Consider the following 26044-nt stretch of genomic DNA (forward strand, 5'->3'; position numbering starts at 1 on the left):
AGGATGATTACCCCTCCCGGCCTCAACTCCCTTGGGCGCGAGCGCACCTCGCGGCAAACTCTACCGAAATGCTATAACTGTCAAATACAATAAGCTTCTATTCTCATACCAAAAGCGATATAATGATCGTTAATGATATGATTTTTGAGTGAAGGAACGCGGTTAACATATGCATGAAGCCATATCCGTCGGCCAGCCGCCGCCCGATCGCCCCGCCGATGACCAGCTTGGCCTCGGCCTGCTGCGCTCGGGGCTCAAGCTCAACCATCTGCGCATGATCGTCGCAATCGACCAACACAAGCAGGTCAGCGCGGCCGCAGCGGCCCTCAACATCTCCCAGCCGGCGGCATCGCGCATGCTGACGGAGATGGAGAGTATAATAAAGGTACCGCTCTGTGAACGGGTTTCGCGCGGGGTCGAGCTCACCCAGTTCGGCCGGGCATTCGCCCGCCGCGCCCGCACGATCCTGCTGGAGCTGGACGAAGTCGACCGGGAAATCACCGCACTCAAGTCCGGCGCCGGCGGCACGGTCTTCCTCGGCACGGTGACCGCACCGGCGATCAGCCTCGCCGTCCCTGCGATCCAGCAGGTCAGCGCCGCCTATCCCGGCATCGAGGTCAACGTCCGCATCGAGACAAGCAATGTCCTTGCCCGCGAGCTGATCTCGTCGAAGCACGACTTCATCATCGCCCGCGTGCCCGACGATCTCGACCCGCGCCTCTTCCACGTCCAGGAGATCGGAGTGGAGAAGGCCTGCCTGATCGTACGCAAGGGGCACCCGTTGACCGAAAAGGACACCGTGTCGCTGACGGACCTACCCTCCTACGACTGGGTGTTCCAGCCGCCGGGAACGCTGCTGCGCCGGCGGGTCGAGGAGCTCTTCATCGCCGGCGACGTTCCCCTGCCGGCGACGGTGGTCAACACCGCCTCGCTGCTTCTGACGGTGGCGCTCGTCTGTTCCTCCAACGCGATCGCGCCGGTCGCCCTCGACATGGCCGAGTTCGTCATCGAGAACGGCGGGGGACCGAGCGAGGTGCGCATCCTGAAGACCGACTTCGACATCGACATCAAGCCCTACAGCCTCATCGCCGTTAAAGGCCGGGAACTGCCGCCGAGCGCCAAGCTGTTCTATGATCTGATTCTCCAGCGCAGTCGGATGCTCTTTCCGGACCGCTCGGAAGGCTGAGGAAGACGGATGTTCGGCAAGAGCGTGTTCGAGAGCGTGCTGGAGCGCCTGCGGGAAGAGGAGGAGGATGCCGGACCGGCCGCGCGCGTCGAGGACGCGGGCGAAACTGTCCGCAGCGCCCATCCCGTCTTCACCGTGCTGCCCACGGGCCGGCCATCGGTCCCGTCCCATTCCGCCGCAGCCGCCTACCGCGACATGGACGACTTCGACGCGTCGGAGCGAGCCGACCCGTTCGGGGAGGCCGGTGCTTCGGCCGAAGCAGCGCCGGCCATGCCAGTAGCACCCGCGCCGCCGCCGCATCTGTTGCGGACCGCCCCGGAGGAGATCGCGGCCGACCTCGGCCTCACCGGAAACGAGACCCAAGCGCAACTCGCAGGGATCCGCCGTGCCTTTGCCCGCGACAATCACCCCGACACAGCACCTTGGGATCTACGGGAAAACGCCACGCGGCGCATGATGATCGCCAACATGCTGATCGACGAGACGCTGCGGCGGATGCAGGCGGAGGCGGCCCTGGGCCTTCGCCGCTAGGATGTCGGCGCGAGCCCGCCGCTACTTCTCGCCGCCCTCTTCGGGCGGCTTCTTGTCCGGCGTGCGCGCCTCGTCCGGCTTGTAGAACAGGATCAGCTGGGCGAAAGCATAGGCGCTGACGATGAGGAAGATCAGCCCCCAGGTCTCCTGGCCGTTGTAATACTCGACCGCCGTCCAGGCCGCACAACTCCCCACGATCAGAAGGCGCACCCAAAGCGGACGATAGACCGGGTGGGTGGGATCGATGAATTTCATGAGGCTGGCTCCGTTTTTCTTCACAGGCCCTCTTAGAACCAATCGCTGCCAAAGGAAATCGGTTCTGCCCGCCCGAACCGGCCCCGGCGCTCGATCGGCCGGCATGCGCGCGTGACCCGTGGGAGGAAGCATGCGGGTGGACATTCGCGTCGCAAACGCCAAACTGCCCCTTGACGGCATAGGCATGAAATGGAATGAATATTCCACGGGAGAGAGAATTCAGACTACATATTCCAAATCGGCTATGTCGACCCGATCCTCCCCCGAACCCCGCCCCTGCGGCGGGCGCGATCCGGGGAAGCGCAGAGCCCCGCCTTTCGCCGGACGGAACGGTCCGGCTACATGAGAGCAGGACAGATGACCGTCAGATTTGGTCTCCTCGGCGCCGGCCGCATCGGCAAAGTTCACGCCAAGGCGGTATCCGGCAACCCCGACGCCACCCTTGTCGCCGTTGCCGACGCTTTTCCTTCGGCCGCCGAGGCGATTGCCGCGCAATATGGATGCGCCGTGCGCACGATCGAGCAGATCGAGGCGGCAGGCGACATCGACGCCGTCGTCATCTGCACCCCGACCGATACGCATGCCGACCTGATCGAGCGCTTCTGCCGGGCCGGCAAGGCCGTGTTCTGCGAAAAGCCGGTCGACCTCGACGTGGAGCGCGTGCGCACCTGCATGAAGGTCGTGAAAGAGACGAATGGCAAGCTGATGGTCGGCTTCAACCGCCGTTTCGATCCGCATTTCATGGCGGTGCGCGCAGCGATCGATGCCGGAAAGATCGGCGACGTGGAGATGGTCACGATCACCTCGCGCGACCCCGGCGCGCCGCCGGTGGACTACATCAAGCGCTCCGGCGGCATCTTCCGCGACATGACCATCCACGATTTCGACATGGCCCGCTTCCTGCTCGGAGAGGAGCCGGTCACTGTCACGGCGACGGCCGCCGTGCTCGTCGACGAGGCGATCGGCAAGGCCGGCGACTATGACAGCGTTTCGGTGATCCTGCAGACGGCCTCGGGCCGGCAGGCGATCATCTCCAATTCGCGCCGCGCCACCTACGGCTACGACCAGCGCATCGAGGTCCACGGCTCGAAAGGCATGGTCTCTGCGGAAAACCAGCGCCCGGTCTCCATCGAGGTCGCCACCGGCGACGGCTATACCCGCCCGCCGCTGCACGATTTCTTCATGACCCGCTACACCGAGGCCTATGCCAACGAGATCGCAGGCTTCATCGGCTCCCTGGAGAAGGGAGCGCCGCTTGCGCCTTCCGGCGCAGACGGGCTCGCAGCGCTCGTCATCGCCGATGCGGCGCTGAAATCGGTCAAGGAAAAGCGGCAGGTCTCGATCGGCTGACCAAAGGCTCCTCCCAGCAACTGGCCGGGCCCTGCGCCCGGCCTTTTTTGTTGCGACCGGTCCCTTAGGCGGCGACAGGGCGGGATGCGCCGCCGGTAACCCCTCACCCGCCGCTTGTCGCCCGCTCCCCGGCGAGCGCCCGGTCCACCTGCGTCAGCGCCCGGTCGAGATGGCCCTCGAACACGAGCGTCGCCTCGTCCTGCGCGATCGTGATCGCAGGCATGCCCTGCAGGCGGCCCTGCTGCGTCTGCATCAGCCCCTCCTCGATCCCGCGCGCCAACAGGTCCATGAAGCGCACGCCCAGTCCGGTGATGGTGACCGGCATGCTCTCGTGGAGGCTGAAGACGCGCGACAGGCCCTGGCCGAGCGCAAGTCCGGCCTGGCGGAAGGCATACTCCGACATGCGATGCCCCTGGCGCGCGCGGAGCGCGATCTTTTCCATCTCCGCAAGCGGGACGAACTTGGCCGGTATCGTGTCCGGCGGCACCTCGAAGGCCGTGCGCAGGATGCCGTAGAAGCCGGCCGAAGCCTCGATGCAGCCTTGCGCGCCGCAGCGACAGACCTTGCCGTCGGTGGCGTGCAGCATGTGGCCGAAGTTGGGAGCGGACACCTTGAGGTCGCCGTCGGCATCGCCGCTGACGATCCCGAGCCCGACGCTGTGGCCGAGCGACAGCGCCGCAAGCGACCGCCCGCCCTCGCCCGCCTTCTCCGCCCGCCGGCCGAGCGCATGGGCGACGAGCAGCGTCTCGTTGCTGAGCGTGACCGAAGACCATTCGGAAAGCACCGATGCGAAGTCGATCTGCGCAAGGCCGAAGACCGGCGACCAGACAAGCCGCGTTCCGGTCGGATCGACGATCCCTTTGCTGCTGATGGAGACGGCCAGCACGCGCTCGCGGCCGAGCGCCGAACGCTGCAACACCTTGGCGAGCCCCTCCTGCAGCGTAAGAACGAACCTTTCCGTCGAGGGGTCGGCATGCTGGCGCGGCTCATCGAAGCGGTCGATCAGCGTGCCCGCATAGTCGGCGAGCGAATACTGCACCACATCGGAGGAGATGCGCACGGCAACGAGATAGCCGCAGTCCCGCCGCGGGCTGAAGAGCACCCGCGGGCGGCCGCGGGCTCCGGCGCTCTGCTGCTCCAGCTTCTCGATGATCCGGGCGCGCTCCAGCTCGGCCGTGATGGCCGAAACGGTGGCCGACGCAAGGCCGGTGCGGGCAGAGAGTTCGGTGTGCGACAGCGCGCCCAGGCGGCGCAGCGTCGCCAGGACGAGCGCGCTGTTTTGCTGACGCACCAGCTCGGTGCTCGATCGCGTCAGCATTCAGGAACTCCGATCTCGATGCGTATCTCCAACCAATGCTCCTCCCAAAGCATCTGCCGCCGCTGCCTGCAAGTCCTCCACACCCCTTGTTGACAGCCGTTAGAACTTCTGACATCTATTTTCTCGACTGTCGAGAAAATTCCCCGAGAGCTTGAGGGAGAGGATTTGCGGCAGCGTCTTGGTTGGTCGTCGACGGTGACGGGAGGTTCGTCCGGGCGGCCGGCATTCATTTGGGAGGATGAAATGAAATCAGTTCTGAAGCTGATGGCAGGGGTTGCCGTCATCGTGTCGCTGCATTCCGTAGCGCAGGCAAAGGACCTCGTGGTCGGCGTTTCCTGGTCGAACTTCCAGGAAGAGCGCTGGAAGACCGACGAAGCCGCGATCAAGGCTGCACTCGAGGCCTCCGGCGACAAGTACATCTCGGCCGACGCCCAGTCGTCCGCCGCCAAGCAGCTGACCGATGTCGAATCGCTGATCGCCCAGGGCGCCAATGCCCTGATCGTGCTCGCGCAGGATTCCGATGCAATCGCCCCGGCGATCGAAAAGGCCGCGGCCGAAGGCATCCCGGTCGTCGGCTACGACCGCCTGATTGAGAACCCGGCCGCCTTCTACATCACCTTCGACAACAAGGAAGTGGGCCGCATGCAGGCCCGCGAAGTGTTCAAGGTGAAGCCGGAAGGCAACTACGTGTTCATCAAGGGCAACTCCGCCGACCCGAATGCGGATTTCCTCTTCTCCGGGCAGATCGAAGTGCTGAAGGAAGCGATCGACGCAGGCAAGGTCAAGAACGTCGGCGAAGCCTATACCGACGGCTGGAAGCCCGAGATCGCCCAGAAGAACATGGAACAGTTCCTGACCGCCAACGACAACAAGGTCGACGCGGTCGTCGCCTCCAACGACGGCACCGGCGGCGGCGCGATCGCAGCCCTCGACGCCCAGGGCCTTGCCGGCTCCGTTCCGGTTTCCGGCCAGGATGCCGACAAGGCGGCGCTGAACCGCATCGCGCTCGGCACGCAGACGGTCTCGGTCTGGAAGGACTCGCGTGAACTCGGCAAGCGTGCGGCTGAAATCGCCGTCGAACTCGCCGGCGGCAAGAAGATGGAAGAGATCGCAGGCGTCACGACCTTCGACGGCGGACCGAAGGGCGTTGCCATGCAGTCGGTCTTTCTGGCACCGCTGCCGATCACCAAGGACAACCTGAACGTCGTCATCGACGCGGGCTGGATCTCCAAGGACGAAGCCTGCCAGGGCGTCAAGGGCGACGTCGCCGCCTGCAAGTAACCGATCCCGACGGGGGCCAAGGGGAAACCTGACCTCGATCCTTCCCGAGCGCCGCAACGCACCCCGTTGCGGCGCTTGCGCAAGGTGGGACCGCGGCGGACAATGGAAAAGCCATCGTCTCCGCCGTGACGTCAAAAGAGCCCGCCGGCGAGATGCCCGGCAGCTCCCGTCATCGCAAGACCTGCCGCCTCCCCCTCCCCGCCAGGGCAGGTGGTGCGGCATCATCAACAAGCTTCAGTGGGGGAAGGCACGTCCATGGCCGACATCACACACGCGAACCAGGCAAACCGCGCCCGGAACGCGGACGAAAATCCGATCAGGCGCTTTTTCAGGGCGACCGAGATCGACACCCGCCTGCTCGGAATGGTCGGGGCCCTGGTCATCATATGGCTCGGCTTCCAGTTTCTGACCGGCGGGCTGTTCCTGACGCCGCGCAACCTGTGGAACCTGACGGTGCAGACGTCGTCCGTCGCCGTGATGGCGACCGGCATGGTGCTGATCATCGTCACCCGCAACATCGATCTCTCGGTCGGCTCCGTGCTCGGCTTCTGCGGCATGATCATGGGCGTCATGCAGGCGAAGATCCTGCCGCAATATCTCGGCCTCGAGCACCCGGCGATCTGGATCATCACGCTCACAAGCGGCGTTCTCGTCGGTGCCGCCATCGGCGCGCTGCAGGGCTCGATCATCGCCTTCCTCAACGTGCCCGCCTTCATCGTCACGCTCGGCGGCCTGCTCGTCTGGCGCGGCGCGACCTGGTTCGTCACCAGCGGCCAGACGGTCGCCCCGATGAATTCCACCTTCCGCCTGATGGGCGGCGGCACCGAGGGTTCGATCGGCGCGACCGCCAGCTGGATCGTCGGCATCGTCGCCTGCGTCGCCATCGTCGGCGCGATCCTCAATTCCCGCAAGCAGCGCAAGCGCTTCGGCTTTCCGCTGCGACCGGTCTGGGCAGAATACTTCTTGTCGGTGCTGGGCTGCGTGCTGGTTCTCGGCGCCGTCGCGATCGCCAACGCCTACTTCTGGCCGATCAACATCGCCCGCCGCTATGCCGACGCCAACGGCATCGCCTGGCCCGAGGGGGGCCTGCAAATCTCGCACGGGATTGCCATACCGGTCCTCATCGCGATCGCCGTCGGCATCGTCATGACCTTCATCGCCACCCGCCTGCGCTTCGGCCGCTACGTCTTCGCGCTCGGCGGCAACCCGGAGGCCGCCGAACTGGCCGGCATCAAGACACGCTGGGTGACCGTGAAGATCTTCATGCTGATGGGCGTGCTTTGCGCCATTGCGGCTGCAATCTCCACCGCGCGCCTCAATGCGGCGACAAACGCGCAAGGGGAGCTCGACGAGCTCTACACGATCGCCGCCGCCGTCATTGGCGGCACCTCGCTCGCCGGCGGCGTCGGCACCATCGCCGGTGCGATGATCGGCGCTCTCGTCATGCAGTCGCTGCAGTCCGGCATGGTGCTTCTGGGCATCGACAGCCCGTTCCAGCGCATCGTCGTCGGTGTGGTTCTCGTCGTCGCCGTCTGGCTCGACACCGTTTACCGCGCCCGAGCCAAGTAAGAAGGAGTACGCCCATGTCAGACCAACGCACTCCGCTCGTGGAAATGAAGAACATCTCCATCTCCTTCGGCGGCATCCACGCCGTCGACAACGCCTCGATCGATCTTCATCCGGGTGAAGTCGTGGCCCTGCTCGGCCACAACGGCGCCGGCAAGTCGACGCTGATCAAGATCCTTTCCGGTGCCTACCGGCGCGACGCCGGCGAGATCCTGATCAACGGCGAGCCGGCCGAGATCAACAACCCGCGCGACGCCAAGAAATACGGGATCGAAACGATCTACCAGACGCTCGCCGTCGCCGACAACGTCGATGCCGCCGCCAACCTCTATCTCGGCCGCGAACTGCGCACCCCCTGGGGCACGCTGGACGACGTGGCGATGGAGGCCAAGGCCCGCGAAGTCATGGGGCGCCTGAACCCCAACTTCCAGCGCTTCAAGGAACCGGTGAAGGCGCTCTCCGGCGGCCAGCGCCAGTCGGTGGCGATCGCCCGCGCCATCCTGTTCGACGCCCGCATCCTGATCATGGACGAGCCGACGGCAGCGCTTGGGCCGCAGGAGACCGCGCAGGTCGGCGAGTTGATCAAGCAGTTGAAGAAGGAAGGCATCGGCATCTTCCTGATCAGCCACGACATCCACGACGTCTTCGACCTCGCCGACCGCGTGTCGGTGATGAAGAACGGCCAGGTGGTCGGCCACGCCCGCACAGAGGACGTGACCAAGGACGAGGTGCTCGGCATGATCATCCTCGGCAAGTGCCCGCCCAAGGCCATCCCCGGCCCCGGCGCCATGCAGACGGCCTGAACCTGGCTGAGACCATAATCTAGCTGAGACCAGCAAAGCTCCGTCGGCCCTTCGGGGACGGCGGATTTTTTCTGCCCGCCCGATCCCCTCCCCGCTCCGGCGGCATCGCGACACTTTGCCGCCCTCGCCGGACATGTGCCGGCGCACGAGGCCCGCGGGCCCGCTCCGCGCAGCGCCATTTGCAATCATGGGTCGCATTTCTCCAAGCTTATTACTTGACTCTAAATGTCATGATAAAATATGACGATTCTGCCGGCCGTGAGGGGGCGGCTGCATTCGTGGGGCGGGGGTCCTGCGCTTGTAAATTCAGTTCATTTGATCACTGCCTGACCCGGATCGCTTCGCGACCCGGGAACGAACCTTTGCGTCAGTCAGCCTGACGGCCGACCCGCCGGATACTGGAGAAATTCCTTATGAGTGCCCCAACGATCAGCATAACCCCGACCACCATCTCCTACGACACGGTGGAAGCCGTCGGAGGCAGCACGCAGGCCCAGGAGACCCTCGTCATCGACGCGAACGGCGACGGTCATCTCGACCTCGTGCTGAACGGCCGCAATGCCGAGACGATCACCGTGCTCTTGAACCAGGGCGACGGCACCTTCGGCACGCCCACGACCATCGAGAACGGCTACTACTGGCACATGTTCGAGGCCGACATCGAAGGCGATGGCCGACAGGACATTCTCGTGGCCAAGTGGAACGAGGACTATTCGTCCCAGACGCTCGGCTATCTGAAGAACAACGGCGACGGCACCTTCGGCGAGTTCCAGGAGCTTTCCTCGGGCTTCAACAACGTCCTCGACATTGCGAGCGTCGATTTCGACGGCGACGGGGACCTCGACATGCTGGCTGCCGCCAGCAACGGGGCCGGCATCGTTCTGACGAAGAACAACGGCGACGGAACTTTCACGAACTCGATCGTCGCCGAAGTGCCGTCGGCCTATTCGGTCGCCACCGGCGACCTGAACGGGGACGGCAGGCTCGATCTCATTGCTTCCAACGCTGCAGGCGACATCTCCGTCTTCACCGTCAACGCCGACGGAACGACCACCAGCGGCCAGGTCATCGAGGCGGACAATGTCTACAGCGTGGAGAAGGTCACGCTCGTCGACCTCGACGGCGACGGCAGTCTCGACATCGTCGCCGCGAACTCGAACCGCAAGGAGCTCACGTGGTACAAGGGCGGCGGCGACGGCACGTTCGGCGACAAGCAGATCATCTCCGCCGGCACCTATAACAGCGGCTATGTCAGCAGCTTCCAGGTCGTCGACATCAACGGCGACGGGTTGAAGGACATCGTGGCCGGATCCCGGCAGACGGTGGGCGATACGGCCAATACGCAGCAATCGTACCTGTCCTGGTTCGAACAGCTGGCGGACGGCTCCTTCAAGGAGCACATGACCGCCGCCCTCTATCCCGACAATGCCGATTTCTTCGGCGTATCCTACGGTGACCTCAACGGCGACGGCGTGGCCGACCTGATCACGGCGGGTCCGGCGGTCAAGGACGGCGTGCGCAGCGACGTACGCGTCGCCTTCGGCATGCAGGCGCTCGAGGTCAACGAGAACGAGGCAACGGCCATCACCGGCATCGCCTTCAGCGACGACCAGGCCGGCCCGGTCAGCGTGACGCTCACTGTCGATCGCGGGACACTCGAGGGCGACGCCACCTTTGCCGGCGTCACGGTCACCGGCGGCGGCGGCACGATCACGCTGGTCGGCTCGATCGCCGACATCAACGCCTTCATCGCAGCCGGCGGCGCGACGTTCACGACCGCCAACAACGACGAGACCACGGCCAAGCTGTCGATTTCGATCGACGACCAGGACGCCGGCGGCGCTTCGACCACGACCAAGACCATCGCACTTGCCGTGACGCCGGCCCATGACGAGGCCCCGACCGATCTCACGCTCGACGGCCACGAAATATCCGAGGCCGCCGATGTCGGCACGGTGATCGGCACGCTCTCCGGCCTGGACCCGGAAGGCGGAGCCGTCACCTACAGCCTGTACTCCAGCGCCGGCTCGATGTTTTCGATCGAGGGCAACCAGCTCAAGCTCAACGGCACGCTCGATTTCGAATCCGAAAGCAGCTACGAGATCATCGTTCGCGCGAAGGACGCAGGCGGAAACGTCACCGACAAGACCTTTACGATCGGCGTGACCAACGCCAACGAGGCCCCGACGGCGGTTACCCTGTCGAAGGTGCTCGTCCCCCAGAGCGCTGAGGCGGGAACGGTCGTCGGAACGCTTGCCGCGACCGACCCCGACAGCGGCGACACCTTCACCTACAGCATCCCCGGCGGCAGCGACGCATTCGAGATCGTCGACAACAAGCTGGTCGTCAAGGACCTGGGCGATGCCCTCACCTACGACGTGAAGGTCCTGGCCACCGATTCCGGCGGCCTGACCGTCGAAAAGACCTTCCGCATCACCACGACCGACGATGATGGCAACCCGCTGGGGTCGGCCGGCACCATCACCATCGATGCTTCCAACGCCGCCAGCATGGACTTCGAGGCCTATATTCGCGGCGGTTTCGTCGCCGGCACCGAAGGCGGCGGCATGCCGGTCTTCGACAACAGCGCAGCCTTCTCCGGCCACGAGATGATGTTGGGCTACGGCACGGAGCCGACCTCGAAATACGTGGTAGCGGGCGGATCGCTGGAATACTACTTCAACACCCACACGGTCTGGGGCGAGATCAACACGATCGAATACGGCATCCGCGGGTCAGGCTCCTACGACGGCTCGGGTTCGTTCAAGGGCGGATCGGCGGAACTGCGCATCACCGGCCTCACCCTCGAAAACGGCAAGCCAGCCAGTGCTCTGGAAGAAGCCGACATCGAGGCGAACGGCCCGGTCCACAACTTCGCGCTTTCGCACATGTATGGCGCCGCCGGCTCGCCGACGCGACTGGCGGTCTATGCGGATTCGCTAGATGCCTACGCCCAGAACTACATCGGCTCGTCCGGCGCCGACGTCTATACCGGCACGGTCTTCGCCGACACGATCAAGGGCGGCGGCGGCGACGACACCCTGAATGGCGGTGCCGGCGGCGACACGATCACCGGCGGCGCAGGCAACGACGTCGTCGACGGCGGCGAGGGTACCGATACCTTCATCGTCTCCGGCAAGGCTGCCGACTACAACGCGCTCGTCCTGACCACGACCTATCTCACCGACAACACCACGGGCGAGATGGATCGGCTCAAGAACGTCGAGTTCATCAAGTTCAAGGATGCGCTCTTCAACGTCGCGACGCAGGAATATGCCCCGATCGAGAACGCGGCGCCCACCGACCTCGGCATCTCCGCCACCTCGGTGAAGGAGAACGTCGCCACCGGCACCACGGTCGGCACGCTCTCGGCAACCGACCCGGAAGGCTCGGCCCTGACCTACAGCCTCAGTTCCAACCCCGGCGGCTATTTCAAGATCGTCGGCAACAAGCTCCAGGTCGCCAAGGCCCTCGATCATGAGGCCAAGGCCTCCCACGTGCTGACCTTCACCGCGACGGACGAGGACGGCAAGTCCACCTCCAGCGAGATCACCGTCAAGGTCACCGACGTCAACGAGGCGCCTGCGTCGCTTTCGCTGTCGGCCACGAAGGTCAGGGAGAACGTGGCGGTCGGCACCACCGTCGGCACGCTTTCTGCCACCGACCCGGAAGGCAAGGCCCTGACCTACAAGCTGACCGACAGCGCCGGCGGCCTGTTCAAACTCTCCGGCAACAAGCTGGTGACCGCGAAGGCGATCAACTACGAGGCCCTCAAGTCCGACAAGGTGACCGTCGCGGTGACCGACAACGCGGGACTGAAGACCACGAAGACCTTCACCATCAGCGTCACCGACGTCAACGAAGCACCCACCTCGCTTTCGCTGTCTTCGACGAAGATCAAGGAGAACGTGGCAATCGGCACCACCGTCGGCACGCTTTCGGCCAAGGACCCGGAAGGCAAGGCCCTGACCTACAAGCTGACCGACAGCGCCGGCGGCCTGTTCAAGATCTCCGGCAACAAGCTGGTGACGGCAAAGGCCGTGGACTATGAGAAGGTGCAGAAGGAGACGGTCACCGTCCAGGTCTCCGACGGCACCAGCAAGATCGTCAAGACCTTCGGCATCAGCGTCACCGACGTGGTCGATACGATCAAGGGTTCGTCCGCCTCGCAAACGTTGAAGGGTGGCGTGGGCGTCGACAGGATCGACGGCGCCGGCGGCAACGACGTGCTCCACGGCCTGGCCGGCGGGGACACCCTGCTCGGCGGCACTGGCAACGACACGCTCGTGGGCGGCGCTGGCGCCGACCGGCTGGACGGCGGGACGGGGAAGGATACCGCCTCCTATGCCGACGCGAAGACGGGCGTGACCGCAAGCCTGGCCAAGGCGTCGCTCAACACCAACGACGCCAGGGGCGACACTTTCGTCTCGATGGAGAACCTCTCGGGCTCGCGCTATGCCGACAAGCTGTACGGCAACGGCGCTGCCAACAGCCTGAGCGGACAGGCGGGCAACGACAGGCTCTCGGGCGCAGGCGGCAACGACAAGCTCGAAGGCGGTGCGGGGCACGACGATCTCTATGGCGGCGCCGGCAAGGACACCTTTGTCTTCAGGTCCGCCAAGGATCTGGGTACGAAGAAGTCTGCAACCGATACCATCTTCGACTTCGACCGCAAGGACGGCGACAAGATCGACCTTTCCGGCATCGACGCCAGCACCAAGGCGGCCGGAAACCAGGCCTTCACCTTCATCGGCAGCGACGCCTGGCACAAGAAGGCCGGGGAACTGCGCTTCGAGAAGGCCGGCCCGGACACCTATGTCCATGGCGACACGAACGGCGACGGCAAGTCGGACTTCATCCTGCATCTCGACGACGCCATCGCCCTGAAGGCCGGCGACTTCCTGCTCTAAAGCGCCTCGCGGTCTTTCAGGTTTGCTCCCGCGCTTTAGGGCCTTGGTTCTGCGCATGTCGTGGCCGCAAAACCGCAGCACACTTTTGCGCGACATGCTCTAGGACCAGCGCCGCGCCCGTTCCACGGGCGCGGCGCCCCCATGGCCGGAGCCCGGCAACCAACGAAACCGGGCCCCCGGTCCGGTTTCGCCCTGTCGAACTGAAATTGCCGATTGAAGCGGCAGGCATCCTGGGTTAAGAACCAGCCATCGGCCCGGCGATTCCTCGCCGAAAACGGTTAGCACCCGTAGCTCAGCTGGATAGAGTGTTGGATTCCGATTCCAAAGGTCACAGGTTCGAATCCTGTCGGGTGCGCCATTTCAGTACAGAACTGCGAACGCCAGTCGCCGCCGATTCCACGCTAATAAGGCCGCCTTGATTTGCGCCTGACTCCGAAGATCTTGCTGCTTCTCCGCCGTAGCGATGAGCCTGGGAGCTTAAGGTACGGTGACGCAGGACCAAATCCCCTCAATGTCTAGTTTCGGGGCACCTGTGTCTGCGCGCTGGTAGCCCGCTCGAATTCCTTTTTTGTGAGGATTCCAGGCACTAAGAGCGCTGGAAAGTAGCGGTTCGCACGAGGATCGGTATACTGTTATCGGGGTTATCAAGCTCGCCAGGGGGCTGGGATGTTTGCTATGAAGTGGCTGGGCTTGCCGGTCGGGATGGCGCTGTGCTGCCGGTACTGTCGCGCAAGCCGCAGAAATCGAGAAGATCGATTGTCCGGGGATCGACGTTGCGCTCATCAGCTTGCGTGGGCCGATAGAGCAAGGTGACGGCGAGAAATTCTCAAAGCTGGCCGAGGGGCTGAACCGTGCGTCCGTCATCCTGAAAGGCCCCGTTGGGCTTGTGAAGGAAGCATTGCAGATAGGAGCGACAATCCGGATGTCGGACTTCTCGACTATGGTCGCCGCCGATCAGGAATGTTTCTCCGCCTGCGGGCTGATATGGGTCTCCGGTGTCCGGCGGTACATGTCCGACACCTCCCTCATCGGATTTCATGCGGCCTATCGGGAGGAGAACGGCGAGTATCGCGAGAGCGGTGTCGCGAATGCCGAGATCGGCTCCTATCTCACCCATCTAGGTCTCCGCATCGAGGCCATACGATATTTCACGACTGCCGGGCCGAACGACTTCCTGCTCCTCACCCCCGAGCGCGCGAGAATGCTGGGTATCGAAACCTACAAGGTGGACGGCGGAAACATCACAACGCCTTCAGCAAATCCCACGGTCGACGTCTATGCGGATAGGTTCGCCTCGTATTCGCTGCTTCAGTCCCGGTGCGCCCCCTTCCTGCAACCAGACAGGGCGGCGGTCAAACGCGCTCACGAAGCTGCTTTCGCGGAGGGCAACAAACTCGTGGGCGCCGACAAGTGGATCGATCTTTGGACACCGCTTCTCGATGAGGTGAAGGCCGAGCTGAACAAGAAGGGTGCGCTCCTGCTCTGCATCGGAACGGAAGCGCACCTCCGAGGGCACGGACAGGAGACGGGAGTTGATGGACCGAGCTTCTCGTGTATATCCGGCTCAACGCCCACAGAGGTAACAATGTGCGCCTTCTCGAAGTGCAGCGCAGGTGGCTCAAGGACCGCAACGATTGCGGTGGCGACGCGAGATGCTTGAACGCCGTCTACGATCAGCGACTCAATGAGCTTCGGGAGATCGACCTGCCGACCTGAGTGTCCTGTCGCGAACCGAAGCAGGGACCGCCAAGCCGACCAAAGCAGGTGTTGATCTCCCGCCATCTCTAATCTAAGCGAAACGTCTTGGGGCCGATTTGGCCATAGTGACCGAGCGCATCCAAGATTTCCTGTGCGGACAGGGCACGTCGAGAAGCGAGTTCGTCGGCAAGAACCGTGCAAGCTTCTCGATGCCGAACGAGAATGGTCTTCGCGGCGCAGTATGGAGCGGGCCCGTGTGGATCGATGTATCGGTGCTCGTTGCTTCTGAAGAAAATTCGGCCTCTGCCACCAACGCCTTGAACGTAGCCACGGTCTTGGAGACTACTTGCTGACCGGCGGTCGAATTCGTGCTGAAGACGTGCCCGATATCGGTGTTTAATCGCGAGTGGGCGTCAGGATAGATAGCATACAACTCGGCATAGCCATTTATGATCGTCTTTCCAAGAACTGCTTTATGGCGAGCGCCCCGAAAAACACTCCAGACGGGAGTAAGTGTCCCAGCGCTTTCGATCAGGCCGACGAATTTAATACCTCGATCAAGAATTTGTCGTTACTGGAAGTGTATCCGATCGTTTAGCCACGCAGTTGTGACCTTTTGCGGAACACCGATCGTTAGAATATTTTCACGTAGAGGTTTAATATTTCCCGTGACATTGGTGTACCGAAGCCGCCCATGTATCCTCCAGTATAAATTGGTACTGTGCACAACGCTTGGATGGGTCGCAAGATCTGCGACATGTCGCATACGGCTTCAGTCAGGCGCGCGCGCCAGTTCGTCCGGGCATTTTCGCAGCGTTCGGGCGACCTATTCTTCGGAGCGACCCGTGCTGTCGCGATCGCGGTCGTATTGTCGGGCGACCGGAAACGGTGGCAGCCAGGCTTCGCGGCGGACGGTCCAGAGTTCGTAGGTCGGCCGCAGTTGGTCGGGGGCATCGAGTGATCCGAGGTTCACCTCGATCTCGTCCGCGGTATGCCCGAAAACGGGCGACCCGCAGCGGGGACAGAAGAACCGCCCGGCGTAGTCGCGCGTTTCGCCCTCGATCGTCACCGCCTCCTGCGGGAAGATCGCCGAGGCGTGAAAGAGCGCGCCGTGATGCTTGCGGCAGTCGAGGCAGTGGCAAAGGCCGACCCGATACGGGGTGCCCGACGCCACAAATCGGACATTGCCGCACAGGCAGCCGCCGGTGAACCGGTCCATGTTCGCCTCCTCCGAAATCATTCGGACGGAATGGTTACAGCTACGATACCGTCCCTGCAATTGCCTGCTGAGGCCGAGGACGCGCAGCGCCTTCCGTGGCCGCGACGATAGCCAGTCGCGGCCGCCGAACTCTTGCGATCCGTGCCTACTGCAGCTTCGTCGCCGGCTCCCTGGCCCAGAACCGAAGCTTGCCGAGTTTGCCCACGAAAGCGTTGACGGCCTTGCTGCCATCGAGTTCGACCATGCCTTCGTCCATGTCCTCGACGCCGGCCTTCTCAAACAATGGCAGGGCGGCGGCGACATATCCGATGAACTTGCAGTGGGCGAAGGCGTCGGCGACGAAGTCCCGCACCGTAGCTTCCTTCAGCAGGGCGGGCACGAAATCCGTGCCGGGCAGCAAGGCAACCGCGTCGTAGAGCACCGACGGGGCGCCGTCGATCATCTGCTGGGCCGGCAGCAACGTCCCGTCCGAAAGCGTGACGCCGCCGACCTTGGGTGCGATCAATTCGACGGCACCCTTCTCGCCTTCGATCGCCGATGCGACGGCCTGCACCAGGGCTGCATCGCTTCCATCGGTGACAAGGATGCCGAGCTTCCTGCCTTCGAAGCGCTTCGGGCCATTTTCCATGATGCTGAGCGCCGGCGAGGGCTTGAGATCCTGCCGCGGGCCGACAGCGGCGTCCGCAGGTTTCGGCATCTTCGCAAGGCCGAGGGCTGAGGCGACCTTGTCTGCAAGGGTTTCGTCGATATTCAAGAGATGCGACACCATCCGTTCGCGGATTGCCGGCGTCTCGACCTTGCTCAGCTCGAACGTCAGCGCCATGGCGATGTGGCGCTGCTCGGGAGGGGTCTGGCTGATGAAGAACTGCCGGGCCTGGCTGTAGTGATCGGCGAAACTTTCGGGGCGCAGCCGCACCTTCTGGCCGGCTTCGTCCGACGGGAAGTGACGATATCCCGACACCGGCGATTCGCGTGGTCCTTCGCCCCAGGAGTTCGGCTGATAGTTGACCCGGCCGGCCGGGTTCCTCATCGCCATGTGCCCGTCCTGCTGGAAGGTGTGGAAGGGACACTTCGGGGCATTGATGGGCAAGTGGGTGAAATTGGTGCTGCCGAGGCGTTTCAACTGCGTGTCGAGATAGGAGAAGTTACGGCCCTGCAGCAGCGGATCGTTGCTGAAGCCGATGCCGGGAGGAACGTTCTGCGTCATGAACGCTACCTGTTCGGTTTCGGCGAAGAAGTTTTCCGGCATGCGGTCCAGGACGAGCCGGCCGATCGGCTGCACGGGCAGGATCTCTTCCGGGACGATCTTGGTGGGATCGAGGACGTCGAAATCGAAGCTGTCGGCGAAATCCTCATCGAACAGTTGCACACACAGCTCCCATTCCGGGAAGTTGCCTGACTGGATCGCCTGCCAGAGGTCGCGTCGGTGAAAGTCGGGGTCCGCCCCGTTGATCTTCACGGCCTCGTTCCAGACGACCGACTGAAGGCCGAGCTTCGGCTTCCAGTGAAACTTGACGAAGGTGGATTCGTCCTTTGCGTTGACGAAGCGGAACGTATGGACGCCGAAGCCCTCCATGAAACGGAAGGATCGCGGAATGGCGCCGTCCGACATCACCCACATGACCATGTGCATGCTTTCGGGCGTCAGGCTGATGAAGTCCCAGAAGTTGTCGTGCGCCGACTGGGCCTGCGGGAAGCCGCGGTCGGGCTCCGGTTTCACCGCATGGATGACGTCCGGAAACTTGATTGCGTCCTGAATGAAGAAGACCGGGATATTGTTTCCCACGAGATCCCAGTTGCCCTCCCTGGTGTAGAGCTTGACGGCGAAGCCGCGGACGTCGCGGGCAAGGTCGACGGATCCCTTGCTGCCGGCGACCGTGGAAAAGCGCACGAACGCCGGGGTCTTCTCGCCGGCCCGCTGAAGGAAATCGGCCTTCGTGTAGCGCGCAAGCGGTTCATAGGTTTCGAAGAAGCCGTGGGCGCCGTAGCCGCGCGCGTGCACGACCCGCTCGGGAATGCGCTCATGATCGAAATGAAAGATCTTCTCGCGGAAGTGGAAGTCTTCGATCAGCGCCGGCCCGCGCGCACCGACGCGCAGCGTGTTCTGGTCATCGTCGACCGGCGCGCCCTGTGCGGTCGTCAGGACGTCGTGTCCGTCCTCGGCAAACTGGTGAAGTTCGCCCCCCTTTCCCCGATGAAGCTTCTGGTCGTGGATCGTTGCAAGGTCGTTCGCCTGCTTGGAGTTCTTGCGTGGCATGGCCCGCCTCCCATTGTCGGAATAGGGAGTAATTTCCGGGCCGGGCAGAAGTTCCATCGGGGAACGCCCAGGGACCTGCAAAACACGCGATGGGCGCCTGGATTGTCGATCGTGCGATCGACGCATTCGGAAAACAACCGCAAGGCTCGCGCTGGTAAGCGGTTGATTTGAACGACGGGGATAGCCGATCTCAAGTCGATTCAGATAGATGACTTTTTGCATGCTTGGGTCATAGTTGGCCGCGAGGGCTTGAGGCGACGTTAATGGAGGTTCGATACAGCCGTTACCTATGCCGAGTCGCGCCGCGTCCCAATTTGAGGTATCGGTGGCAATCTCAACTTCTGTGAGTGCGCAATGTCCTTTTCCCAAGCCATTTCAAAATCCTCCACCGGTGTTGACGGTTTCGATGAGCTGACGCTCGGGGGCGTCCCGACCGGTCGCCCGACGCTCGTCTGCGGTTCAGCCGGTTGCGGCAAGACGCTTTTTGCGACGACGTTCCTGGTCCACGGCGCGCGCGACCTGGACGAGCCTGGCGTTTTCGTCACCTTCGAGGAGCGTCCGGGCGATATCGTCAGCAATGTCGCCTCTCTGGGATTCGCGCTCGACAGGTTGGTCGACGACCAAAAGATCGTTTTCGAATACATCGCATTGGACAGTTCGGAGCTTGAGGAGGCCGGCGACTTTGATCTGGAAGGTCTCTTCCTCCGGCTGGAGGCGGCGATAGATTCAGTCGGTGCCAAGCGGGTCGTGCTGGACACCATCGAAAGTCTGTTCTCGGTCTTCTCCAATGAGGCGATCCTGCGCGCCGAAATCCGCCGGTTGTTCGACTGGCTGAAAGACAAAGGGATGACGACGGTCATCACCGCGGAGCGGGGTGATGGCTCGCTCACGCGGCAAGGGCTGGAGGAGTATGTCTCCGACTGCGTGATCTTGCTTGACCATCGCGTGCAGAACCAGATTTCGACGCGACGCCTCCGTGTCGTGAAGTATCGCGGCACCGCACATGGCACGAACGAGTATCCGTTCCTCATCGACCAGGACGGATTCAGTGTGCTGCCTGTGTCTTCGCTTGGTCTGGATCACAAGGTTTCCGAGGAGCGTGTCTCGTCCGGGATTGCGGACCTCGACGACATGCTGACGGGAGGCGGTTTCCACCGGGCGTCCAGCATCCTCGTCTCCGGCGTCGCCGGTTCCGGCAAATCGTCGGTCGCCGCAAGCTTTGCGGACGCTGCCTGCACCGCCGGCGAACGTGCGCTCGTCTTTTCCTTCGAGGAATCGGCCGATCAATTCGTCAGGAACATGAACTCCCTCGGGATCGATCTCGGCCGGTGGATCAAATCAGACAAGCTTCGCTTCATCGCCACGAGGCCGACATTTTACAGCATCGAGATGCACCTGGCCGTGATGTTGCGCGAGGTGAACAAGTTCAACCCCGGCCTTGTCGTCCTCGATCCGATCTCCTCCTTCCTGGAAAGCGGCGACCGCATGGAAATCCAGTCGATGCTGCTGCGTGTGGTCGATTTTCTGAAGAGCCGTGGCGTGACTGCCGTCCTCACGCATCTCATGCACGGCCAGGAGAGGCAGGTGCAGACCGACGCCGGCCTGTCATCCATCATGGATGCCTGGATTCTCCTGCTCAACCGTGAAGTCAACGGCGAATTCAATCGCGAACTCTATCTGCTCAAGGCGCGGGGCCTGGCGCACTCCAATCAGGTCCGCGAATTCATCATGAGCGGCGAGGGGATCAAGCTCGTTCCTCCGTATCTCGGCGAGCATGGTGCCCTCACCGGTTCCGCGCGAAAGAGCGAAGAAGGCAAATCCCGGCGCGCGGAAATGCGGCGCCGAGCGGAATTGGCGAAAGCCCAACTGCAGATTCAGCAAAAGCGGCGGCGTGCCAAGGCCCAGATGGAAGCGTTGCAGGCAGAGCTCGATGCGGACGAGATAGAGCTCAACGCGATGACACAGAACGAAGACGAGTATTTACGCCAGGCAGAAAACGACCAGCTCGAAATGGGGAAAAGTCGCAAATCTTAGCGGCTGGTAATTGCTCCGAAGGAAATGCCAATGACGCTCGCAAAGCCTCCTCGAAAACTTATCCTGTATGTGGCCGGACAGACGCCGAAATCCCTTGCCGCAATCGCCAACCTGGAAAGGATATGCGCCGAAGACCTCCCTGGGCAATACGCCGTGGAGGTGATCGATTTGAGACAGGATCCAAAGCTCGCGCGCGAGCACGGCATCGTGGCGATCCCGACTCTCGTGCGGGAGCTGCCGATCCCGCTGCGCAAGCTCATCGGTGATCTTTCCGACACCCATAAGGTGCTGACGAATCTCAAGCTCGGCGACGGCGCATGACGTCTGCTTCGTCTTTGGACAATGATCTCCTGATCGCCGACCTTCGTCACAGGCTCGCCGAGGCCGAGGAAACGCTGCGAGCAATCCGGGATAACGAGGTCGACGCCCTGGTCATGCGTGGTTCTCAGGCTGAGGAGATATTCACGATCGGGGGCGACCCCGATTCCTACAGGACATTCATGGAAGTCATGGAACCGGGCGCGGCTGCGCTCGACGGTTCCGGGCGCGTGCTCTACGCCAACAGCACGCTCACACGGCTGCTCGGCACGTCGCTGGCCCAATTGCAGGGAAAGGTGCTGGCGGACGCTTTGGCGGCCGATACCGGGAAGGAAATCGGGCAGTTGCTCGGCGAAGCACATACGACCCGACAAAGTCGCGAAGTTCGATTTCCTCGGGGCGAAGAGGTCGATCGTCACTTCATCGTAATGGCGAGTCCATTGCAGTTCGGCACGACTTCAGGGCATGCCGTGACCTTTGCCGACGTGACCGAGCGGGTTCTCAACGAGGGCGTCGAGCAGAGCGAACACGCCGCTCGCGCGGTCATTGCCTCGGCCAACGAGGCCGTTCTGGTATGCGATCGCGACGGCGTCATTACCCACGCCAACGCTGCGGCCAGGATTGTCTATGACGGAAACCCGATCGGGCAGGTCTTCGCCGATATCATTCCGCTCCGGTTCCGCGATTCCACTGGGTTCCTCCAGGCAGACGACATGCTTGCGAAGGTGATCGCCGGTACCCCTTTGCGAGGAATTGAAGCCACCGCATCGAAGGCTCCGAAGGTGAAGGACTATCTGATCAGTGCCGCCCCCTTGCGGATTGCCGGGGATCGCATCAGCGGTGCCGTTGTCACCATGGTCGATCTTTCTGAGCGCATGGCCGCCGAAAAACAGCAGAACCTTCTGACGCGCGAATTCGACCATCGTGTAAAGAACATCCTTGCCTTGGTCGTATCTATCAGCGCCCGGACAGCTTCCAATACAGATACGCTGCAGGCCTTCCAGAAGGCATTTTCCGGTCGCATCGAGGCGTTGGCAGCAACCCATACCTTGCTCCTGGAGAAATCTTGGTCATCCCTTGAACTGCGCAGTATCGTCATGTCCGAGCTAACACCATTTATCGAGGCAACCGCTGATCAGGTTACGATCGAGGGTTTGAACGTTGCGATCACGCCTCAAACTGCGATTTCCTTTGGCCTGATCGTGCATGAGCTTGCGACCAACGCGGTGAAATACGGCGCGCTCTCACAACAGGGCGGGCACATCACTGTGCGCGCGGTTGGCCGCGATGATGGAAAAAATGGTGCATTCGTCCTTGAATGGCGCGAGTCTGGTGGGCCGCGCGTCACCCCCCCCCGAACGAAAGGGGTTCGGACACGCGGTCATCACGCGTAGCCTACGGTATTCCGGTGGAGGCGCAGAGTTCGATTTTGACCCATCAGGGGTTATCTGTCGCATCACGATTCCATCGGATGCATTGATCTAAGGCGCGCCGCGATCCTTCAGATTCGCGCCCGGGCTTTGATTTTGCGGAACATGCTCCCGGTCTTCAATCGGCCAAGGTCGGGGCTGCGCCGGGATGCTCGCGGCGTTGGCCAGCAATCACGACCGCGGTCACGGCGTGACGATGTTGAAGTCGGGTTCGAAGGTGTCCATCACCGACGCGAAGGTGTCGAGGACACCGAGGTCGCCCTCTGTCGAGAGGTGCGCTTGTTCGATGATCTCGTTCGCGCGCGAGGGTTGCAGGAGCAACGCCGCGAGCACGACCTTCGGACCAGCGACAGTGAGCTGGGCGTTGTCGACGTGACCTTTACGAGCGTTGAGCACGCCGTTGCGGACCCACATGGTCCATTCGTCGCCGAAGTCGCTGAAGGTGAAGTTGACGCGCACGTCGAGGTCATTTGCTCGCTCGCCGATGAGGTGGACGCCGGCGAAGTCGAACAGCAGATGGATCGGCATCGCGAGGATGGTGTCCTGGGTGTCGGTGCTGATCTTGCCTTTGGTCGCGACGCCTTCGCGCAGCTCCTTGGCCGCCGTCAGGAAGATCGCGCGGTATTGGGGGACCTCCTGTTGGTACCCGAGCTGTTCGTAGGCGTCGGCCTGGAGTTGCTTGGCTTCGACGTCGCCGGGGTCGGCGAACACGAGGTGGTGCAGGATCTGCACGGCCCACCGGTAGTCGCCAGCATCGAACGCCTTGCTGCCTTCGGCGAGGATCTTGTCGCGACCGATGAGCGCTACGTGGCGTTTGGCATGCTCCTCGGGAAGGAGCGGCAGGATGCTGGCCGGGTCGCCGTCCCAGAATCCGAGCTCCTTGCTGAACACGGCGCGCACGTTGTGGTGAAGGCCGCCGTGGTAAAAGCGGTTGTACCACTTCTTTCCAAGGGCGTCGGGGAGCTCGACGATCTCCGCGGCTTCGAGCGGCGTGAGGCCCTGGTTGGCCTGCCGGAGGGCCTGGTCGTGGATGTACTTGTACATGTCGCGCTGGGACTCGAGGAACGTGACGACGTTCGCATTGCCCCATACCGGCCAGGTGTGCGAGCCCCAGTGGACCTCGGCCTCGTCACCCCAGCGAACGAGGGTCTCGTCGATGTAGCGGGCGAAGTTGCGGGCATCGCGGGTGCGGGCCCCGCGAAGGGTCTGAATGTTGTGCATGGTATGGTTGGCGTTCTCGGCGCAGGTGAGCGCCTTGATCTCGGGGATCCAGATGTGGAATTCCTCGGGCGCCTCGGTGTCGGGGGCGTAGAGGAATTCGAATGTCCAGCCACCGAGCGTGCGGACTTCACCGGTCCTGGTGATGCCGTCGGTGGGGGAGATGTAGCTCATCTGGGTGTTCATCAGGTCGAAGCCGCCGCTCAGGCCAATGGTCACACGCCCGCGGTCGCTGGGGGGCAGGAGGAGCCCGAACGTGTAGGCCATGCGCCGTGACATGGCGTGGCCGGTGACCACGTTCTCGCCGATCGCCAACCGGTCGAACGACTCGATGGTGCCGGGCGCGATGATCGGGATCCTGCCGGCGACGACGTCGGCTTCCTCGACGACCCCCTTCACGCCGGCATAGTGGTCGAAGTGGGTGTGCGTGTAGATCACCGCGACGACGGGCTTGTCGTTCTTCATCTCGCGGCGGAACAGTTCGAGACCGGCTTTGGCCAGCCGGACGCTGGTGCTGGTGTCGATGATCACGAGGCCGTCCGGAGCATCGACGATGGTCAGAGCGGCGCTGAGCCGCACCTGGTAGAGGCCGGGGACGACCTCGTACAGCCCGGCTCGCTTGATGAGTTGGGACTGGCGCCACAGGCTCGGGTTGACCGAGTCGGGGGCCGGGGCGTCGTCAGCGATGTACGCGAGGGGGGTACCGTCGTAGATCAACGTGCCGTCGTCGCTGACGAGACGATCTCCGAAACCGGCGATGAAACCGCGGTCCACGTCGTGGAAGTCGGCCCGGTCCTGCATCGCGTACTTCGCCAGCGCCGCCTTGTTGACGTCGGCCGTGAAGGTCGTCGCCGGCTTCGGATTTTGGGCCATGGGTGTTGTCCCTTCCTGACTGCTGTGCTTCGTTGCCATCGTCGTCTCTCCTGATTGAAGGGGTTGCAGCGGTTCGCCGATCTCACTTGGGTGCCGTAGATTGGCCGAGCCACTCCTGCGCCGCGGCCGCGGCGGTGTTCATGGCCGCGCCGATCTGCGGAGTGGCCAGGAAGACGTTCTCCTCGCCGATCTTCTGAAGCATGCCGGTACGTGCCAACTGGTCCCGCACTGCAGGGTCGACTCCCACCAGCATCAGCTTGCTGTCGTGTGCGCGCAGCGCCTCGACATAGCGACTGAGGACGTTGAGAAACGTACTTCCAACCTCCGGCTGGCCGCGCAGGATCAGGGCGACGACTGCATTGCGTGTGTCGTCTGCCGACGGCAGCGTCTTCTCCAGGGTCTTGGCGGCTGCGAAGAACAGACTGCCGGAGATGTGCAGAACCGTGAAACGATCGCTCGGCAAGGCGGGGGGCGCCGGGCGCTCTTCAGGGAAGCCTCCCGGAACGAGGGCCAGATGCACGATCTTGATCTGATTAGCCTGTCCGATCACGTAAAGCAGGAGGCTGAACACCACACCCAGGAAGACGGCGTAATGCAACGGCATGAACAAGGTCGCGAGAAAGGTCAGGACCATCGCCGCGGCCGAAATCCTGCTTGTGTTCCAGATCATCTGGGCCTGCTGGGTCCGCAATCCCTGGTAGCCCGCCACGATGAGGAGTGCGGCGAGAGCCGGCATCGGCACGAGTTCGGCCAGCGGAGCCGCAAGCAGAACCACGAGAACGACGCAGAAACCCCCAAAGATATTTGTCCAGCGCGATCGCGCGCCGGCGCCGATGACCAGCACGGTCCCCGAGATCGACCCGCCTGCCGGCAGGCCGCCGACCAGGCTCGTGGCGATGTTACCGACGCCCTGGCCGAGAAAGTCGCCGGAGACATCGGGGTACTTGCCGTCCGGATTGGGATAGGCCTGGCCGACGCCTGCCCCCTGGACCAGGCCGATGATCGCGACCGACAGAGCCGGCAGCAACAATGGGACCAGATAATCTGGGGTCGGCAGCGTCAGTTGAGGCAGATCGTTCGGAATGCCGGCGATATCGCGCACGATCTTGACCGTGTGCCATTTGGCTCCCAGGCCCAAGGTCGGGAGGGACAGAACCGCCAACAGCAGTGTAGCCAGGGCGATCGCCAGCACGAAGGCGAACTTGCGAAAGTGCGTTCTGAGCAGCACGACGATCAGGGCCATCGTCAGCCCGCCGATCAGGGTGGTCGCGAGGTCGATCTGGCCAAGTCGGAGGAACAGGTCCAGCGCCCGGGCCACGTTATTGGAGAAAGGGCTTTGGTATCCGGTCAATGCACCCAGCTGGCCGAGAACGATGAGCACGGCGACACCATTCAGGAAACCGGTCATGACGGCATCGGAGACGAAGCGCAGGACAAAGCCCAGTCGCAGAAGTCCAGCCGCGATCTGGAACAGCCCAACGAGAACCACCAGCGACGACAGAGCCGCAATCCTGCTGGCGGGGGGAACCGCCGCGAGTTCGTCACCGGCGACGACCGAAAGCGCGGCCGTGGTGGAGACGTTCATGAATACCGAGCTGGTGAAGATCGCGGCCACCGGCACCGCAACGATCAAGGTATAAATGCCCAACACGGGATTGACCGCCGTCAGCAGCGCATGGGCCATCGCTTGCGGCACGCTTACGATTGCGAACGTAAGGCCGGCGACGAAGTCCGACTTCAGATTTGAACGCTGGGGCGTCAGGTCTCGAATTCGGCTGCGAAAGCTGAGTTGCATGG

At 63.0% G+C, this 26044-nt stretch carries 18 protein-coding genes and 1 tRNA gene; 12 read left to right on the plus strand and 7 right to left on the minus strand.

What is annotated here, in order from left to right; translation table 11 throughout:
• The first annotated feature begins 169 nt into the window (after nt 1-169).
• Together GGQ64_RS22750 and GGQ64_RS22755 are read left to right on the plus strand one after the other, a co-directional pair.
• The gene (locus GGQ64_RS22750; RefSeq protein ID WP_183807637.1) at nt 170-1186 is read left to right on the plus strand and encodes a LysR family transcriptional regulator; all 1017 of its coding nucleotides are present in this window, start codon (nt 170-172) and stop codon (nt 1184-1186) included.
• Between the two features lie 9 nt (nt 1187-1195).
• Nucleotides 1196-1717, plus strand: a complete 522-nt coding sequence (locus tag GGQ64_RS22755; RefSeq protein WP_183807638.1) for a hypothetical protein — start codon at nt 1196-1198, stop codon at nt 1715-1717.
• 21 nt (nt 1718-1738) lie between these two features.
• On the opposite strand, the gene GGQ64_RS22760 is transcribed toward GGQ64_RS22755, so the two are convergent.
• On the minus strand, nt 1739-1972 hold the full coding sequence (locus GGQ64_RS22760) for a hypothetical protein (protein ID WP_183807639.1): 234 nt from the start codon (nt 1970-1972) through the stop codon (nt 1739-1741).
• A 357-nt stretch (nt 1973-2329) separates the two neighbouring features.
• Here GGQ64_RS22760 and iolG point away from each other — a divergent pair, with 357 nt between their 5' ends.
• On the plus strand, nt 2330-3322 hold the full coding sequence (iolG, locus tag GGQ64_RS22765; protein WP_183807640.1) for an inositol 2-dehydrogenase: 993 nt from the start codon (nt 2330-2332) through the stop codon (nt 3320-3322).
• 103 nt (nt 3323-3425) lie between these two features.
• Here iolG and GGQ64_RS22770 read toward each other — a convergent pair whose 3' ends face one another.
• Nucleotides 3426-4640 (minus strand): ROK family protein, encoded by a 1215-nt coding sequence (locus tag GGQ64_RS22770; protein ID WP_183807641.1) that lies wholly within the window; start codon nt 4638-4640, stop codon nt 3426-3428.
• Nucleotides 4641-4883: 243 nt separating this feature from the next.
• On the opposite strand from GGQ64_RS22770, the gene xylF reads away from it, so the two are divergent.
• From xylF to GGQ64_RS22800, 6 genes are all read left to right on the plus strand, one after another.
• Nucleotides 4884-5921: a D-xylose ABC transporter substrate-binding protein gene (gene xylF, locus GGQ64_RS22775; RefSeq protein WP_183807642.1), complete on the plus strand. Its 1038-nt coding sequence runs from the start codon at nt 4884-4886 to the stop codon at nt 5919-5921.
• Between the two features lie 255 nt (nt 5922-6176).
• On the plus strand, nt 6177-7490 hold the full coding sequence (locus GGQ64_RS22780) for a sugar ABC transporter permease (RefSeq protein ID WP_183807643.1): 1314 nt from the start codon (nt 6177-6179) through the stop codon (nt 7488-7490).
• Nucleotides 7491-7504: 14 nt separating this feature from the next.
• Nucleotides 7505-8290, plus strand: coding sequence for an ATP-binding cassette domain-containing protein (locus GGQ64_RS22785; RefSeq protein WP_183807644.1), 786 nt, complete (start codon nt 7505-7507; stop codon nt 8288-8290).
• Nucleotides 8291-8703: 413 nt separating this feature from the next.
• The gene (locus GGQ64_RS22790; protein WP_183807645.1) at nt 8704-13200 is read left to right on the plus strand and encodes an FG-GAP-like repeat-containing protein; all 4497 of its coding nucleotides are present in this window, start codon (nt 8704-8706) and stop codon (nt 13198-13200) included.
• 281 nt (nt 13201-13481) lie between these two features.
• A tRNA-Arg gene (locus tag GGQ64_RS22795) sits at nt 13482-13558 on the plus strand.
• Nucleotides 13559-14122: 564 nt separating this feature from the next.
• Nucleotides 14123-14860, plus strand: a complete 738-nt coding sequence (locus GGQ64_RS22800) for a hypothetical protein (RefSeq protein WP_183807646.1) — start codon at nt 14123-14125, stop codon at nt 14858-14860.
• 129 nt (nt 14861-14989) lie between these two features.
• Here the strand turns inward: GGQ64_RS22800 and GGQ64_RS28330 are convergent, their stop codons facing one another.
• From GGQ64_RS28330 to katE, 3 genes are all read right to left on the minus strand, one after another.
• Entirely contained in the window at nt 14990-15463 is a 474-nt protein-coding gene (locus tag GGQ64_RS28330; protein ID WP_183807751.1) for a DUF5343 domain-containing protein, read from the minus strand.
• A gap of 261 nt (nt 15464-15724) precedes the next feature.
• Nucleotides 15725-16117 (minus strand): GFA family protein, encoded by a 393-nt coding sequence (locus tag GGQ64_RS22810; RefSeq protein ID WP_183807647.1) that lies wholly within the window; start codon nt 16115-16117, stop codon nt 15725-15727.
• 145 nt (nt 16118-16262) lie between these two features.
• Nucleotides 16263-18374, minus strand: a complete 2112-nt coding sequence (katE, locus tag GGQ64_RS22815) for a catalase (RefSeq protein WP_183807648.1) — start codon at nt 18372-18374, stop codon at nt 16263-16265.
• A 354-nt stretch (nt 18375-18728) separates the two neighbouring features.
• Between katE and kaiC the strand changes: the two genes are divergently transcribed.
• From kaiC to GGQ64_RS22830, 3 genes are read left to right on the plus strand one after another with little or no spacing between them, the layout of a single operon-like run.
• The gene (gene kaiC / locus GGQ64_RS22820) at nt 18729-20408 is read left to right on the plus strand and encodes a circadian clock protein KaiC (protein ID WP_183807649.1); all 1680 of its coding nucleotides are present in this window, start codon (nt 18729-18731) and stop codon (nt 20406-20408) included.
• A gap of 30 nt (nt 20409-20438) precedes the next feature.
• On the plus strand, nt 20439-20729 hold the full coding sequence (locus GGQ64_RS22825) for a circadian clock KaiB family protein (protein WP_246422865.1): 291 nt from the start codon (nt 20439-20441) through the stop codon (nt 20727-20729).
• Nucleotides 20726-22120 carry a sensor histidine kinase gene (locus GGQ64_RS22830; RefSeq protein ID WP_210300385.1) on the plus strand — a complete coding sequence of 465 codons (1395 nt, stop codon included), beginning with the start codon at nt 20726-20728 and terminating at the stop codon, nt 22118-22120. Before GGQ64_RS22825 ends, GGQ64_RS22830 begins: the two co-directional genes overlap by 4 nt.
• A 219-nt stretch (nt 22121-22339) precedes the next feature.
• Here the strand turns inward: GGQ64_RS22830 and GGQ64_RS22835 are convergent, their stop codons facing one another.
• Together GGQ64_RS22835 and GGQ64_RS22840 are read right to left on the minus strand one after the other, a co-directional pair.
• A complete protein-coding gene (locus tag GGQ64_RS22835; protein ID WP_210300387.1) occupies nt 22340-24286 on the minus strand; it encodes an alkyl/aryl-sulfatase in 1947 nt (648 codons plus the stop codon).
• A gap of 43 nt (nt 24287-24329) precedes the next feature.
• A complete protein-coding gene (locus tag GGQ64_RS22840; protein WP_183807651.1) occupies nt 24330-26042 on the minus strand; it encodes a SulP family inorganic anion transporter in 1713 nt (570 codons plus the stop codon).
• Between the last annotated feature and the right edge of the window lie 2 nt (nt 26043-26044).

Source organism: Mycoplana azooxidifex, assembly GCF_014196765.1.
GTDB classification, from domain to species: domain Bacteria; phylum Pseudomonadota; class Alphaproteobacteria; order Rhizobiales; family Rhizobiaceae; genus Mycoplana; species Mycoplana azooxidifex.